Origin of the sequence: Mesorhizobium liriopis (assembly GCF_024053505.1) — a bacterium.
GTDB classification, from domain to species: Bacteria; Pseudomonadota; Alphaproteobacteria; order Rhizobiales; family Rhizobiaceae; genus Mesorhizobium_B; species Mesorhizobium_B liriopis.
The window spans coordinates 188,954-204,710 of record NZ_JAMXQS010000006.1; the positions used below are offsets into that span (position 1 = coordinate 188,954).

The 15,757-nt window shown below is 61.8% G+C and carries 13 protein-coding genes and 1 tRNA gene; 2 read left to right on the plus strand and 12 right to left on the minus strand.

Annotated elements, in window-relative coordinates; all coding sequences use genetic code 11:
- Nucleotides 1-3 precede the first annotated feature (3 nt).
- Complete coding sequence (locus tag NGM99_RS13080; RefSeq protein WP_252819585.1) at nucleotides 4-1,005, plus strand: heparan-alpha-glucosaminide N-acetyltransferase; 1,002 nt, start codon at nucleotides 4-6, stop codon at nucleotides 1,003-1,005.
- On the opposite strand, the gene NGM99_RS13085 is transcribed toward NGM99_RS13080, so the two are convergent.
- From NGM99_RS13085 to NGM99_RS13095, 3 genes are all read right to left on the minus strand, one after another.
- Nucleotides 1,002-1,418 carry a MerR family transcriptional regulator gene (locus NGM99_RS13085; RefSeq protein ID WP_252819587.1) on the minus strand — a complete coding sequence of 139 codons (417 nt, stop codon included), beginning with the start codon at nucleotides 1,416-1,418 and terminating at the stop codon, nucleotides 1,002-1,004. The genes NGM99_RS13080 and NGM99_RS13085 overlap by 4 nt on opposite strands.
- A gap of 40 nt (nucleotides 1,419-1,458) precedes the next feature.
- Nucleotides 1,459-2,877, minus strand: a complete 1,419-nt coding sequence (mgtE, locus tag NGM99_RS13090; RefSeq protein ID WP_252819589.1) for a magnesium transporter — start codon at nucleotides 2,875-2,877, stop codon at nucleotides 1,459-1,461.
- Between the two features lie 129 nt (nucleotides 2,878-3,006).
- Nucleotides 3,007-3,091 (minus strand) — tRNA-Leu (locus NGM99_RS13095).
- A 166-nt stretch (nucleotides 3,092-3,257) separates the two neighbouring features.
- Here NGM99_RS13095 and lipB point away from each other — a divergent pair.
- Nucleotides 3,258-3,995 (plus strand): lipoyl(octanoyl) transferase LipB, encoded by a 738-nt coding sequence (lipB, locus tag NGM99_RS13100; RefSeq protein ID WP_252819591.1) that lies wholly within the window; start codon nucleotides 3,258-3,260, stop codon nucleotides 3,993-3,995.
- Between the two features lie 244 nt (nucleotides 3,996-4,239).
- On the opposite strand, the gene NGM99_RS13105 is transcribed toward lipB, so the two are convergent.
- From NGM99_RS13105 to nuoL, 9 genes are all read right to left on the minus strand, one after another.
- Entirely contained in the window at nucleotides 4,240-4,938 is a 699-nt protein-coding gene (locus tag NGM99_RS13105; protein ID WP_252819593.1) for an ABC transporter ATP-binding protein, read from the minus strand.
- Nucleotides 4,938-6,251, minus strand: coding sequence for a lipoprotein-releasing ABC transporter permease subunit (locus NGM99_RS13110; RefSeq protein WP_252819595.1), 1,314 nt, complete (start codon nucleotides 6,249-6,251; stop codon nucleotides 4,938-4,940). Before NGM99_RS13110 ends, NGM99_RS13105 begins: the two co-directional genes overlap by 1 nt.
- Nucleotides 6,248-7,576 (minus strand): proline--tRNA ligase, encoded by a 1,329-nt coding sequence (gene proS, locus NGM99_RS13115; RefSeq protein ID WP_252819597.1) that lies wholly within the window; start codon nucleotides 7,574-7,576, stop codon nucleotides 6,248-6,250. Before proS ends, NGM99_RS13110 begins: the two co-directional genes overlap by 4 nt.
- A gap of 407 nt (nucleotides 7,577-7,983) precedes the next feature.
- Complete coding sequence (locus NGM99_RS13120) at nucleotides 7,984-8,259, minus strand: DUF1467 family protein (protein ID WP_252819599.1); 276 nt, start codon at nucleotides 8,257-8,259, stop codon at nucleotides 7,984-7,986.
- Nucleotides 8,260-8,284: 25 nt separating this feature from the next.
- Nucleotides 8,285-9,958, minus strand: coding sequence for a ribonuclease J (locus tag NGM99_RS13125; protein ID WP_252819601.1), 1,674 nt, complete (start codon nucleotides 9,956-9,958; stop codon nucleotides 8,285-8,287).
- Between the two features lie 18 nt (nucleotides 9,959-9,976).
- Nucleotides 9,977-10,801: a biotin--[acetyl-CoA-carboxylase] ligase gene (locus NGM99_RS13130; protein WP_252819603.1), complete on the minus strand. Its 825-nt coding sequence runs from the start codon at nucleotides 10,799-10,801 to the stop codon at nucleotides 9,977-9,979.
- 4 nt (nucleotides 10,802-10,805) lie between these two features.
- Complete coding sequence (gene nuoN / locus NGM99_RS13135; protein WP_252819605.1) at nucleotides 10,806-12,242, minus strand: NADH-quinone oxidoreductase subunit NuoN; 1,437 nt, start codon at nucleotides 12,240-12,242, stop codon at nucleotides 10,806-10,808.
- Between the two features lie 15 nt (nucleotides 12,243-12,257).
- Entirely contained in the window at nucleotides 12,258-13,763 is a 1,506-nt protein-coding gene (locus NGM99_RS13140) for an NADH-quinone oxidoreductase subunit M (protein ID WP_252819607.1), read from the minus strand.
- The gene (gene nuoL / locus NGM99_RS13145; RefSeq protein ID WP_252819609.1) at nucleotides 13,763-15,751 is read right to left on the minus strand and encodes an NADH-quinone oxidoreductase subunit L; all 1,989 of its coding nucleotides are present in this window, start codon (nucleotides 15,749-15,751) and stop codon (nucleotides 13,763-13,765) included. The genes NGM99_RS13140 and nuoL overlap by 1 nt, the downstream gene beginning before the upstream one ends.
- Nucleotides 15,752-15,757 lie beyond the last annotated feature (6 nt).

Consider the following 15,757-nt stretch of genomic DNA (forward strand, 5'->3'; position numbering starts at 1 on the left):
CCCATGACCGCTCAGCCATTGCCTTCGCGACACAAGCCGCCTCGCCTGCCATGGATCGACGCGGCGCGCGGTGGCGCGCTGCTTGCGATGGCGGTCTATCATTTCAGCTGGGATCTCGAGTTCTTCGGCTACCTGCCAGCGGGCATCACGGCGCAGGGGCCGCTGAAAATTTTCGCACGCTGCATCGCCACGAGCTTTCTGTTTCTCGTCGGCGTCAGCCTCGTTCTGGCGCATGGCAATGGCATTCGCTGGAAGGGATTCTGGAAACGGTTCGCCATGGTCGCCGGTGCGGCCGCGCTGATCACTGTTGCGACGTTCTTCGCCGTCCGCGACGAGTTCATCTTCTTCGGCATCCTGCACCAGATCGCGTTCGCCAGCGTGGCAGGCCTGCTGTTCCTCCGCCTGCCAGCGCTTGTTACGGCGGGGCTTGGCGCCGCGATCATCGCACTGCCGTTCGGTTTCCAGAGTTCCTTGCTTGATCCGCCGTGGTTCTGGTGGCTGGGCCTTTCAGAAGTACGTCCGCGCTCGAACGATTATGTGCCGCTGTTCCCGTGGTTCGGCGTCGTGTTACTCGGCATCGCGGCGGCAAATTGGGCCTGGGAGGCCGGGCTCTTCAATCGGCTCGCCGGGCGAGGCGTGGGCAGGTTGAAACCGCTCGCCTTTCTCGGCCGCCACAGTCTCCTGTTCTATCTGCTGCACCAGCCAGTCTTGATCGGCCTCGTATGGTGTGCGGCACAGGTTCTACCGCCGCAGGTGGAGACCGAATCCGTGCGGTTCCTCCGCTCCTGCCAGACCAGTTGCGAAGAGATTCGGGACACCGAATTCTGCACTCGCTACTGCGCGTGCATGGAAGAGCAGGTCGAGCAGGCGCAAATGATGAACGATGTCTTCAGGCGCGGCGGCGAGAGCGACGTGCAAACGCGCGTGCAAAACCTCGCCCGCATGTGCACCGCGCGGGTCGACCTCGCCGAGCCGGCTCCCCAGCCCTTCCCCGAAAACGACTAGGTCGAGACGCCGAGTTCCGCCAAGCGTTCGAGGCAGTTGTCCTCCGCCAGGTCGAGTTCGCCCAAAGCGTCCTCCAGATCACGACGCTTCTGGCGCAGCGCCTCGCGCTTTTCATCGATACGGCGGATCATCAGCTTGAGTTGCCCGACCTCGCCAGGCGGTTCGCGATACATCTGAATGATCTCGCGGATCTCCGCGATCGAGAAGCCGAGGCGCTTGCCGCGCAGGATCTGGCGAAGCAATTGGCGATCGGCAGGGCGGTAGAGCCGCGTGCGTCCGCGCCGCACGGGATGGATCAGCCCTTCGTCTTCATAAAAGCGCAACGTGCGCGTCGAGACGTCGAACTCCCGGGTCAGTTCGGTGATCGAGTAGAATTCGCGAACGGCCAAGCCACTTCTCCTGCGCTCAGCCATGAACTCTGCCTGAGTTACGTAAAAGTCAATTGCGTGGCCCTCACCCGCCGAGCCCGAACCACCATGTGGCGAGGCCAAGAAACGAGAAAAAGCCCACCACATCGGTGACGGTCGTCACGAAGACGGCGGACGCGATGGCAGGGTCGGCGCCGAAGCGATCGAGCAGAAGCGGAATGAGGATGCCTCCCGCAGCGGCTGCGAACATGTTGATGATCATTGCGGCCGCTATGACCCCGCCCAGACTTGGGTTCGAGAAAAAGATCGCTGCCGTCGTACCGACGAGAATCGCGAAGGTTATTCCATTGATGGCGCCGACAAGCAGTTCGCGCCGGATCACGCGCCAGGCATTGTAGATGTCGAGATCGCGCGTCGCGAGCGCCCGCACGGTGACCGTCATGGTCTGGGTCGCAGCGTTGCCGCCCATGGAAGCGACGATGGGCATAAGGATCGCGAGAGCCACCATCTGCTCGATTGTCGCGTCGAACAATCCGATCACGCTGGCGGACAGGAACGCTGTGAGCAGGTTCACCCCAAGCCACGGCACGCGACCGCGGCTGGTCGTGAGAACCGTGTCTGATAGTTCCTCGTCGCCAACGCCGCCCATGTGCAAAAGGTCTTCCTCGGCCTCCTGCTGGATTACGTCCACGACATCGTCGATGGTCAGCACACCGACAAGACGGTCGTTCTCGTCCACCACGGCGGCGGACAGCAGATCGTACTGCTCGAACTCCTGCGCAGCCTCTTCCTGATCCATCGTGGCGGGGATGGCGTGACGCGTTTCGTGCATCACGTCCTCCACTTTGATCGAGCGCTGGGAGCGCAAGATCTTATCGAGGTCCACTGCGCCCTTGAGCTTGAAGCTCGGGTCGATCACGAAAATCTGGCTGAAACGCTCGGGCAGATTGCGATCGTCGCGCATGTAGTCGATCGTCTGGCCAACCGTCCAGAAGGGTGGCACGGCGACGAATTCGGTCTGCATGCGGCGCCCGGCACTCTCCTCCGGGTAATCGAGCGAGCGGCGCAGACGGATGCGTTCGGTAAAGGGAAGCTGGGCCAGGATTTCTTCCTGATCCGCCTCGTCCAGATCCTCCAGAATGTAGACCGCATCGTCCGAATCGAGTTCCTGGACAGCCTGCGCGATGGTCTCGTTGGGCAGGTTCTCCACGATCTCATGGCGAACCGCGTCATCCACTTCGGTGAGCGCGGTGAAGTCGAAATCGCTGCCGAGGAGCTCCACGAGCTGCTGGCGCTGCTCGGGCATCAAGGCTTCGAGGAGATCACCGATCTCGGACTGGTGGAGCTCGGGAACCTCGCCGCGAAGCGTTACCGTGTCGCGGTCGGCAATCGCCGCGCCGATATGCGAAACGTAGCCGGCGCGGATCGCGCCGTCTTCGTCATAGATATCTGCATGGGGGCGGGACGCGGCAGCCGCTTCGCGAGCGTCGTGAAGGCTCTCCATGGGCGTTTCCCCGCTAGACCATGGTGCGGGATACTCGTTCCAGCATCGCTCAGAAGCGAGAAAGGAACAGCGTCACACGCTGAATTTGAAGAGAGCTGCCGATGATCCGAAGCGGGGAACTTCGGGCGATGGTGCGGTCGAGAAGACTCGAACTTCCACGGGTTGCCCCACAGCGACCTCAACGCTGCGCGTCTACCAATTCCGCCACGACCGCTCGCCACGAAAACCCGGTCGGAACCGGCACGCGGCATCTAGCAAAGGGTTTAGCCAGACACAAGGCATCCGGTGAACTTTTCTCAGTCTTTGTACGGTGACGCAGCGGCTTCAAGGCGGCTATGCGAGGCTGGCGTCGGGACACCGGAAAGGCCATATCTCGCAGCATGACATCCACGCCCCTGCCACGCGAAGCTCTTCCGCACAAATTTCTGCCGGTTCAGCCCGCTGCGCCTGTTTCCTGGCGCCTCGGATCAGGGTTGACACCCTATGAGGACGCGGTGGTGGAAATGGAGCGGCTGGCGGCCGATATTCATACAGGCAGGGCGCCCGAAACCGTCTGGCTGGTCGAGCATCCTCCGCTCTACACAGCCGGCACCAGCGCCGATGCAGCAGACCTTCTGACGCCGGACCGTTTCCCTGTGCATCAGACGGGGCGCGGTGGCGAATATACCTATCACGGGCCGGGCCAGCGCGTGGCCTATGTGATGCTCGACTTGAAGCGCCGCCGACAGGATGTGCGGGCTTTCGTCTCTGCCTTGGAAGAGTGGATCATCCAGACGCTTGCGCGATTCAATGTGAAAGGCGAGCGCCGCGAGGATCGTGTTGGTGTCTGGGTCGTTCGACCTGACCGACCTTCTCAGCCCGACGGGTCGCCCGCCGAAGACAAGATCGCCGCCATCGGCATCCGACTGCGCCGATGGGTGAGCTTCCACGGCATCGCGATCAACCTCGAACCCGATCTCAGCCATTTCGGCGGGATCGTGCCGTGCGGAGTTTCTCAGCATGGTGTCACGAGCCTCGTCGACCTCGGCCAACCCATCACGATGACCGATCTCGACTTCGCGCTCCGTGCCGCCTTCGAAGACATATTCGGTCCGACTGCCGCAGCCAGAAGCGCATAAAAAAGGCCGGAAAATCCGGCCTCGAAAAGTTTCGTTAGAGGGCACCGATCCACATGGCGGCAGCTACCAGAAAGGTCCCCATGCAGGCCATGGAAAGCACGTCCTGAACCAGATCACTCATCGCCCTGCTCCGTTTCTGTTGTGTTTTATTATTGTTCTATCTTTGTTCTCTTTGCAAGCGAAAAAGATGAGCGATTCGCAAGCACGTTGCGAATGCTCAATCTTTACGAAAAGCTGAAGAAAATCAGGCTGGAACGATATGGCCCTGGTCAAGCGTGACCTTGCGGTCCATGCGTGCAGCCAGTTCGTGATTGTGTGTGGCGATCAGCGCGGCCAGGCCAGACTGTTTCACCAAGGCTGCGAGCGCATCGAATACGTAGCCGGCCGTCTGCGGATCGAGATTGCCGGTCGGCTCATCGGCGAGCAACAAGCGGGGGGCGTTGGCAACGGCACGCGCGATTGCCACCCGCTGCTGCTCGCCGCCGGACAGCTCGGCGGGACGATGGCCTGCGCGCTTGCCGATATGCATGTAGTCGAGCAGCTGCCTGGCTCGGTTCGCCGCTTCCTTCTTCGCAAGCCCCTGCACCAGTTGCGGCAGCATGATGTTTTCGAGCGCGGAGAACTCGGGCAAAAGGTGGTGGAACTGGTAGACAAAGCCGATCTCGTTGCGGCGGATCGAAGTGCGCTCGTCGTCCGGAAGGTTGCCACAAACGCGGCCGTTCAGCGTCACCTCGCCCGCATCGGGCTTCTCCAGAAGCCCTGCCGTATGCAGAAGCGTCGATTTACCCGCACCGGAGGGCGCCACCAGCGCGACCATCTCGCCGCGGTTAATGGTGAAATCGGCCCCGTTCAGGATCGTCAGCTTGCGCTCGCCTTGGACATAGTGCCGCTCAACCTTGTTGAGCACCAGCACGGGCCGCGCCGGCGCGGGAGGCTTGCTCATCACTCGTACCTCAGTGCTTCGACCGGATCGAGCTTGGCCGCGCGCCATGCCGGAAAGAGAGTCGCGAGGAACGAAAGACCCAAGGCCATCAGCACGACTGAAACCGTCTCACGCACGTCCATGCGCGCCGGCAACTGGCTGAGGAAATAGAGCTCGGGGTTGAACAGCGTCGTGCTCGTCAGCCACGAGAAGAACTCGCGGATGCGTTCGACATTGAGGCAGATGGCGACACCTAGCGCCACGCCTGCCAGTGTGCCGGTGACGCCGATGGCCGCACCTGTCATCATGAAGATACGCATCACCGCACCGCGCGAGGCGCCGATCGTCCGCAATACGGCGATGTCGCGGCCTTTGTCCTTCACCAGCATGATCAGCCCGGAAATGATGTTGAGCGCGGCAACCAGCACGATCATCGTTAAGATCATGAACATCACGTTCCGCTCGACCTGAAGGGCCGAGAAGAAGGTTTGATTGCGCTGGCGCCAGTCGGTCAGCATGATCGGCCGTTGGGCCGCGTCCTCGATAGGCTTGAAGAGCATATCCACCGCGTCCGGGTTGTCGACAAAGACCTCGATGGTCTGCGCCCTGCCCTCCATGTTGAAATAGAGCTGCGCTTCCGCCAGCGGCATATATATGACGGAGGCATCATATTCGGACATGCCGACTTCGAAGATCGCCGTCACCGGATAGGCTTTGACGCGAGGCGTAGTGCCGAGTGGTGTCACATCGCCATCGGGCGAAACCAGCGTCAGCATATCGCCGAGCTGAAGCCCGAGATTCTGCGCCATGCGCGTGCCGATAGCGACACCTTCGCTGGTGTCGAAGCCGACGATGTTGCCCTGCTTGATGTTGTTGGCGACGAGCGTGACCTTGCCGAGGTCCCCGCCCCGGATGCCACGCACCAGCGCGCCGGTGCCGGGGCCGGCATTGCCGGATGCCAGGACCTGTCCGTCCACCAAGGGGATCGCATATTTCACGCCGGTCACGCCATTGATGCGGCCGGCAATCGCCTCGTAGTCCTCGAGCGGGCTGTCGAGCGGCTGGACGATCAGATGTCCGTTGATGCCGAGAATGCGTGTGAGCAGTTCCGCGCGGAAGCCGTTCATCACCGCCATCACCGTGATCAGCGTGGCGACGCCGAGCATGATGCCGATGAAGGAGATGATGGCGATGACGGAGACCACCGTTTCCTTGCGCTTGGTACGCAGATAGCGCCACGCCACCATGCGCTCGAACGCAGAGAATGGACCTGCGCCCTTCGGCGCTGGCGCGCGCTTCGCAGGTTTTTCGACAGCGGCGGCGGTGGCGCTCATGCAGCCTTTTCCAGAGATGCGAGGAGCTCGGCAATCGGCTTCACCGCGCGCTCGCCGCTCTTGCGCTGCTTCACCTCGACTTCCGCATTCGCCACGCCGCGCGGACCGACAATGATCTGCTGCGGCACGCCAATCAGATCGGCGGTAGCGAACTTGCCGCCCGCGCGCTGATCGGTGTCGTCATAAAGCACGTCAAGGCCGGCAGCCTGATAGGCGGCGTAGAGTTCTTCGCTTACGCGGTCGCATTCGGCATCGCCGGTCTTCATGTTGATGATCACCGCATCGAAGGGTGCGATCGAATCCGGCCAGATGATGCCGTTCTCATCGTGACTGGCTTCGATGATCGCCGCGATCAGGCGGCTCGGCCCGATGCCATATGAACCCATCGACACGAAATGCTCCTTGCCATCCGGGCCCGTGACGCTGGCGCCCATGGGCTTGGAATACTTCTCGCCAAAGTGGAAAATATGGCCGACCTCGATGCCGCGCGCGGCAAGCTGGTCACCTTCGCCAACCTTTGCCCAAGCTTCCTCGTCGTGCATCTCGTCGGTCGCCGCATAAGGCGTCGTCCACTGTTCCACGACGCCCGCAATTTCGGCATCGTTCGAAAAGTCGGTGTCGGCGCCCGGCACCGGCATTTCGAGATAGGCGCGATCGCAATAGACCTGGCTCTCGCCTGTCTCGGCCAAGATGATGAACTCGTGGCTCAGGTCGCCGCCGATGGGGCCCGTATCGGCCCGCATTGGAATGGCCGTCAGGCCCATGCGCGTGAAGGTGCGCAGGTAAGAGACGAACATGCGGTAGTAGGCCGCCTTCGCGCCGTCGTAGTCGAGGTCGAAGGAATAGGCATCCTTCATCAGGAACTCACGCGAGCGCATGACGCCGAAACGCGGGCGCACCTCGTCGCGGAACTTCCACTGGATATGATAGAGGTTCAGCGGCAGGTCGCGGTAGGACTTCACGTAAGAGCGGAAGATTTCCGTGACCATTTCCTCGTTGGTCGGACCATAGAGCATGTCGCGCTCGTGCCGATCCTTGATGCGCAGCATCTCCTTGCCATAGGCCTCGTATCGTCCGCTTTCGCGCCAGAGATCGGCAGACTGGATCGTCGGCATGAGAATTTCGAGTGCACCGGCGCGGTCCTGCTCCTCGCGAACGATCTTGCACACTTTGTCAAGCACGCGCTTGCCGAGCGGCAACCAGGAGAAGCTACCGGCACCCTGCTGGCGGATCATGCCGGCACGCAGCATCAGGCGATGCGACACGATCTCCGCCTCGCGCGGTGTCTCCTTGAGAATGGGAAGGAAATATCGCGAAAGGCGCATGGGAGTCCGAGTAGCTAGAGAGGCCGCGCGAGGGATAAAGCGCAACGGCTTCTTAACCAGTTCGCCGGCCAAATCAAAGCGCGCATTCAACCTCCAATCCCGATGCCCGCGCCTTGGGCAAGCCCTGCGAAAGGCTTAGGCAAAATCCTCTTCTTCTGCTTGTTTCCGTGCAAAATTCCTCGTGACAAGCATACGGACCTTGAGTAAGGTCGCCGCCATAAACAAAGTGCGAAGGCAAATTCGCTCTTTTACGCGGTCAAAGTCTTGGGAGGATGCGATCTAGGCGCGGTTACTCGCTGCCGCCACTAAACTGGAAACAGATCGGACGCGTTTGATTGCAAGGCCTTCGGGCCTTGCTTTTTTTTGGCCTGTTGTTTGCCTCAACCACTGATAGTGGTTGGCATTATTCAGTGGTGATCGAAGTCCGGCACGAAACTCGGAATGCTGTCGATACCCAAGCCCAGTCGATTGACCAGCAAGTAGGCCGACCCCATCAGGATCACGGTGACTATTGTCGTGCGCAGCATGGCGCGGCGCATGTGACTGCCGTTCGGCGCGCTGGATGTGGTGCCGAGGATGACTTCGTTTTCGTCATCTTGCGTGCGCAGGCTGAAGGGCAGCACGGCGAAAAGCGTGAGCCACCAGACGATAAAAGTCAGCGCTGAGAACGAAATGCAGTTCATCGCGGTCCTTCTCCGCCCTCTCTGTTCAGCGCGTCACGAAAACCGTGACCATGGGCTTCTTGCCCCACGCCTCGTTCGCAGCCGCGCGCACCGCTCGGCGCACGGCGTCGGACACCAGATCGAGATCCTTGCGCCGCGGCTTCGGAATGCTGTCGAACGCGCCGACCGCTGCGTCCAGCATCAGATCCTCAATCGACTCACCGGAACGATTCGTCTCAGGCACGCCCACCGGCACGATATCCGGATCGCCAGCCAGTTCGTAACGGTCGTCCAGAACAACATTGATCGCCACATGGCCGGCGAAGGAAAGCTTGCGGCGCTCGGCGACGCCGGTTTCCTTCTCACCGCCGACAACAAGGCCATCCTTGAACACGCGTCCGACCGGCACTGTACCGAGCTTGGCTGACGGGCCGGGCAAAAGGCGCAGGACATCACCGTCTCGGATGCTGGCGACATCCGGCACGCCGCATGAGCGCGCGAGCTGTGCGTGGGCGACGAGATGGGCCGCCTCACCATGTACGGGCACAGCCGTCTTCGGCTTCACCCAATCATACATCTGGCGCAGTTCGTCGCGGCGGGGATGACCCGAAACGTGCACCAGCGCGTCGCCGTCCTCGATCACGCGGATGCCGCGGTCGATCAGGCCGTTCTTGATCTCGAGAATCGCCTTCTCGTTGCCGGGAATGACGCGGGATGAGAACACCACGGTGTCGCCGGCCGTGAGTGCAACGGACTTGAACTCATCACGCGCAAGCTTGGCTAGAGCGGCACGCGGCTCGCCTTGGCTGCCGGTGCAGAGAAGGACGAGATTCTCGCGCGGGATATAGCCGTAATCCTCTTCCGACACGGGCGCTGGCAAGCCTTCCATGTAGCCGAGCTCGGTCGCGACCTCGATCACGCGCTTGAGCGAGCGGCCCATGACCAGAAGCTGACGGCCGCTATCCGCCGCAGCCTTGGCGATGGAGCGCACACGGCCGACATTGGACGAAAACGTCGAAATCGCCACGCGGCCCTTTGCCTTGCTGATGACCTCGCGGATGCCCTCGCCCACCTGCTGCTCGCTCGGCGACTGGCCCTCGCGCATGGCATTGGTCGAATCGCAGATGAGTGCCGCAACACCTTTCTCGCCGAGAGCACGGAAGCGCGTCTCATCGGTCTTGGGACCGAGTTCCGGCGCCTGATCGATGCGCCAATCACCGGTATGAATCACCGTACCCAGAGGCGTGGTAATGGCGAGGGCCATCGGCTCCGGGATCGAATGTGCGACCGGGATCGCTTCAATCGCAAATGGCCCGATCTGGAAGCTTTCGCCACCGCGGAAAATCGAGATGGGGATGCTGCGCGGGGCGCCGGGTTCGTTCATCCGCTTGGCTTCGAGCAGGCCAGCGGTAAATGGCGTCATCCAAACAGAAACGCCGATGCGGGGCCAGAGATCGACCAGCGCGCCGTAGTGATCCTCGTGCGCATGCGTAATGATCATGCCCGTGATGCGGTCGCGATTCTTTTCGATGAAGGAAATATCCGCGAAAACGAGATCGATGCCCGGAAGCGTCGCATCCGCGAAGGTCACGCCGCAGTCCACCACGAGCCATTCGCGATCATTTGCGGGCCCATAGCCATAGAGCGCGATGTTCATGCCGATCTCGCCGACGCCGCCCAACGGCACGAAAACGAGTTCGGCTTGATCCTGTTCAGCCATGCCGATTTCCCTTTGCCGTCATGCGGCGCCTGCGCTGGCGACCGCACCAAAATGGACGTCGCCTGCGGAGATCAAACGTGTTCTTCCATTCGCTTCGCGCAAAACGAAGCGGCATTCACTATCGATTGTTTCGAAGGTACCGCGCACCACGTCATGGTCGATCTTCACGGCGACTTCCGAGCCCAAGCCCGCCGCCCGCGTCAACCATTTGCGCCGGATTGCGTCGAGCCCACGCCCTTCGTCCCAAATCGCACTGTTTTCAGCCCACGCCGCCGAAAGCACTTCGAACAGGCCCTCCGCATCGACGGGGAAGCCGAGCCAATGAAGGGAAGTGGCGGGGTATGGCAAGTCATCCGGATGGGCCAGGACATTGACGCCAATGCCTACCGCGATAGCCATCGCGCCATCGGGCAGGAATGCCGATTCAAGGAGGATGCCGGCGAGCTTCGCGCCATCGGCCAAAACATCGTTCGGCCATTTCAGCGTGAAGCGGCCGCCTTGCGCGGTCGCGCCACCGTCCACGCCGACGGAGAGATAAAGGTTGGGTGCGACGCGATTCAGCGCATCAGACAGCGAGAGACCGGCCACGAAGCCGAGTGCCGCCGGCTGTTGGATGCCTCGCAGAACCAGCATAAGCGTTGCGGCGAGATTGCCTTCCGGCGTTTCCCAGATACGGCCACGACGGCCGCGTCCTGTTTCCTGCTTCACCGCTGCAATCCAGAGCCTGCCCGGATCGCCAGCCTTTGCCCGTTCGAGCGCCATCGCGTTGGTCGAACCGACGCGGACGTGTCCTTCGAGCCTGTAGCCGTTCCTTTGCGCTCCGGGAGACAGCCTGAAGGTCATTGCCTCAGAAGAAGCTCGCGGCCGCGGCACTCGCCACGCGGCCGATCGGGCCACCGAAGACGATGTAGAGCAGGATGAAAGCGCCCGAGAAGCCGAGCACAGCGCGAAGCTCGCCCGACATCGGCAGGAAGCCGCCGACCGGCTCGTCGAACCACATGATCTTGATGACCCGAAGATAGTAATACGCACCCACGACCGAGGTCAGCACGCCGATCACGGCGAGCGTATAGAGCTGCGCGTTGATCGCCGCCAGGAACACGTACCACTTTGCCCAGAAGCCAGCGAGCGGCGGTATGCCGGCCAGCGAGAACATCAGCAGCGTCATCACGGTCGCCATGACGGGATTGGTCGAGGCGAGGCCCGACAGCTCATCGGTGTTTTCGACATGGCCCGTCGTGCGGCGCATCGACATGATGAAGGCGAAGGTCCCCAGCGTCATCACCAGATAGATCAGCATGTAGAGCGCGACGCCCCGCACGCCTTCCTGGCTGTTGGCGGCAAGCCCGACCAGCACGAAGCCCATATGGCCGATCGAGGAATAAGCCATCAGGCGCTTGATGTTGCGCTGCCCGATGGCTGCAAATGAGCCGAGTGCCATGGATGCGATCGAGATGAAGATCACGATCTGGCGCCAGTCGGCAGCGATGGGCTCGAAGGCATCCATGGTGACACGGACGGTGAGTGCGATCGCAGCCATCTTGGGGGCGGCAGCCATGAAGGCCGTAACGGGTGTCGGAGCCCCTTCATAGACGTCCGGCGTCCACATATGGAACGGCACGGCGGAAATCTTGAAGGCAAGACCGGCGAGTACGAAGACCAGACCGAAGACGAGGCCGAGCTGGCGCTGGTCGGCAGCGAGCGCCTGGGCGATAGCTGCGAAGGAAGTGTTGCCCGTGTAGCCGTAGACGAGGCTGATGCCGTAGAGCAGCATGCCCGAAGACAGCGCGCCGAGCACGAAATACTTCAGGCCGGCTTCCGTCGAACGGAGGCTATCGCGGTTGCTGGCGGCCAGCACGTAGATTGCCAGCGACTGCAATTCGAGGCCCATATAGAGCGCGAGCATGTCGCCCGCAGAGATCATCACCATCATACCGAGCGTGCAGAGCACGATCAGCACGGGGAACTCGATGGTGTCGAAGCGGGCGGCGCGAATGAAGTTGTAGCCCATCAGAAGCGTCGCGGCGGAGCCAGCCAGCGCCAGCACCTTCGCAAAGCGGGCGAAGCTGTCCATCACGAACATACCGCCGAAGGCCGCGCCATCATGCGAGAAACCGGCGACCCAGACCGCGGCCACCGCCAACGCGACGATGGCGAGGCTGGTAACGAGCAGTGTCGCCTTGCGGCCTACGGACACGCCGATCATCAGCAGGACCATCGCGGCAATGGCGAGGAAAAGCTCTGGCGATGCGAGTGCGATGCTGGAGCGGAGGTCAGGAAGCATAGCGGAACCCAAGCCTCAGTTGGCGGACGCGGTTTGCGCCGCGCCGATCGAGGCAGTCACATTGTCGATAAGCGCATTCACGGACGCCGTGGTCACGTCGAAGACCGGAGCCGGATAGACGCCGAACAGGATCACGAGTGCGACCAGCGGGTAGAGCACGACCTTCTCACGTGGGCTCAGATCCAGCAGGCTCTTCAGGTTTTCCTTGGTCAGCGCACCGAAGATCACCTTGCGGTAGAGCCAGAGCGCGTAGCCGGCCGACAGGATCACGCCGGTGCAGGCGAACAGCGCAACCCAGGTGTTCGCCTTGAATGCTCCCATCAGGCTCAGGAACTCGCCGACGAAACCGCTGGTGCCCGGCAGGCCGACATTGGCCATGGTGAAGATCAGGAACGCCACGGCATATTTCGGCATGTTGTTCACGAGGCCGCCATAGGCCGCGATCTCGCGGGTGTGCATGCGGTCATAGATGACGCCGACGCACAGGAACAGCGCGCCGGACACGAGGCCGTGGCTGAGCATCAGGAAGATTGCACCCTGAATGCCCTCGGCGTTCAGCGCGAAGATGCCCATGGTCACGAAGCCCATGTGAGCCACGGACGAATAAGCGATCAGCTTCTTGATATCCTCCTGCATCAGCGCCACCAACGAGGTGTAGATGATGGCGACCACCGAGAGCGTGAACACGAAAGGCGCGAAGTAGGCGGAGGCTTCCGGGAACATCGGCAGCGAGAAGCGCAGGAAGCCATATCCGCCCATCTTCAGGAGAATACCGGCTAGGATCACCGACCCGGCCGTCGGCGCCTCAACGTGCGCGTCGGGCAACCATGTATGCACCGGCCACATCGGCATCTTCACCGCGAAGGATGCGAAGAAGGCCAACCAGAGCCATGTCTGCATGTTGCTCGGGAAGTCATGCGCCAGCAGCGTCGGGATGTCGGTCGTGCCAGCCTGCCAGTACATCGCCATGATGGCGAGCAGCATCAGCACCGAGCCGAGCAGCGTGTAGAGGAAGAACTTGAAGCTGGCATAGACGCGGCGCTTGCCGCCCCAAACGCCGATGATGATGAACATCGGGATGAGACCGGCTTCGAAGAACACGTAGAAGAGCACCACATCCAGTGCGCAGAACACGCCGATCATCAGCGTTTCGAGCACGAGGAAGGCGATCATGTATTCCTTCACACGCTTCTCGACGGACTGCCAGGAGGCGAGGATACAGAGCGGCATCAGGAACGCGGTCAGCACCACGAACAGCATCGAGATGCCATCCACGCCCATGTGGTAGGAAATGCCGGCGTCGAGCCAGTCTAGCTTTTCGACGAACTGGAAGCCCGGATTGCTGTTGTCGAAGCCCGCCCAGAGCGGGATCGACAGCAGGAAGACGAACACGGTCGTGATGAGCGCGATGGCGCGGATGTTGCGTCGCCCGGCCTCCCCTTCGTCGCGAACAAAGAGGATGAGCAGCGCGCCGACCAGAGGCAGGTAGGTCAGCAGGGAAAGGATCGGCCAACCGGTCATTAGAAGTTATTCCCGACCATCATCCAGGTCACGAGAGCCGCGACGCCGATGAGCATCACGAAGGCGTAGTGGTAGAGGTAGCCGGTCTGCAGGCGAACGACCGAGCGCGTGATGTCCTGCACGCGGGCCGAGAGACCGTCGGGTCCGAGCCCGTCGATGATCCGGCCATCGCCCGTCTTCCAGAGGAAGTGGCCAATGCGCTTGGCGGGACGCACGAACAGGAAGTCGTAGAGCTCGTCGAAGTACCACTTGTTGAGCAGGAACTGGTAGAGCCCCGGCTGCGACTCCGCGAGGCGACGCGGCGTTTCCGGCGAACGGATGTAGAAATGGTAGGCCGTGAAGAACCCGATCAGCATCGCCAGGAAAGGCGCGAGCTTCACCAGCAACGGCACATGGTGGAAGTGCTCGAGGATCTCGTTCTCGGGCAGCGTGTAGAGCGCACCCTTCCAGAACTCGTTGTAGACCTCGCCGATGAAGAAGTCATGGAACACGACGCCCGCAAAGAGCGCGCCGACCGCCAGAATGTAAAGCGGCACCAGCATCACCGGAGGCGACTCGTGCACATGGTGCATCACCTCATGGCTCGCCCGCGGCTTGCCGTGGAAGGTCATGAAGATCAAACGCCACGAGTAGAACGAGGTGAATACGGCGGCGATCACCAGCAGCGTGAAGGCGAGGGCCGCGAAGGCATTATGGCCGACGAACGCGCCTTCGATGATGGCGTCCTTCGAGAAGAAACCGGCGGTGCCGATGATCGTCGCAGGAATGCCGACGCCGGTCAGCGCGATCGTGCCGATCACCATCATCCAGTAGGTGGTCGGGATCAGCTTCCGGAGTCCGCCCATCTTGCGCATGTCCTGCTCGTCGGAGACGGCGTGGATCACCGAGCCTGAGCCCAGGAAAAGGAGCGCCTTGAAGAAGGCGTGGGTGAAGAGGTGGAATATGGCCGCGCTGTAGAAGCCCAAGCCCAGCGCCACGAACATGTAGCCAAGCTGCGAGCAGGTCGAATAGGCGATCACACGCTTGATATCGTTCTGCACGAGGCCGACCGTCGCCGCGAAGATCGCTGTCAGCGCGCCGATGAAGGTGACGAAGGTCAACGCCGTATGGCTGTGCTCGAAGAGCGGCGACAGGCGCGCCAGCATGAACACGCCGGCGGTGACCATGGTCGCGGCATGGATCAGCGCCGACACCGGCGTCGGACCTTCCATGGCGTCCGGCAGCCAAGTGTGAAGCGGCACCTGCGCCGACTTACCCATCGCTCCCATGAAAAGCAGCAGGCAAGTGACGGTCAGCGCCGACTGCTTGTCGAGCTGGTAGCCGAGAAAGTTGAGCACGGCGCCACCAGCCTCGCCCGCACCTTCAGCCGGGATGTAGGTCGGCGCATTGGCGAAGATCGTGTTGAAGTCCACCGTACCGAACAGCACGAACACGCCGAAGATGCCGAGCAGGAAACCGAAATCACCCACGCGGTTGACGATGAAGGCTTTCATCGCAGCGGCGTTGGCGGACGGCTTATGATACCAGAAGCCGATCAGCAGGTACGATGCGAGGCCCACGCCTTCCCATCCGAAGAACATCTGGACCAAGTTGTCCGATGTCACCAGCATCAGCATGGCGAAGGTGAAGAGCGAGAGATAGGCGAAGAAGCGTGGCCGATGCGGGTCGTGGTGCATGTAGCCGATCGAGTAGATGTGCACCAAGGTCGAGACCGTGTTCACGACGATCAGCATCACGGCGGTCAGCGTGTCGATGCGAAGCGTCCAGTCGGCCTGAAGCGCGCCGAGGTCGAGGAAACGCAGGACGTGGACCGTGACGGTCTCGTGCTCGCCGAGCGCCACGGTGAAGAAGGCGACCCATGAAAGGACCGCTGCCACGACCATGAAGCCGGACGTGATCAGCTCGGATGGCCGCGCACCGAGGCGATTGCCGAAAAGCCCGACGATCAGGAAGCCGAGCAGCGGCAGGAAGACGATTGCCTGATACATCGGCGC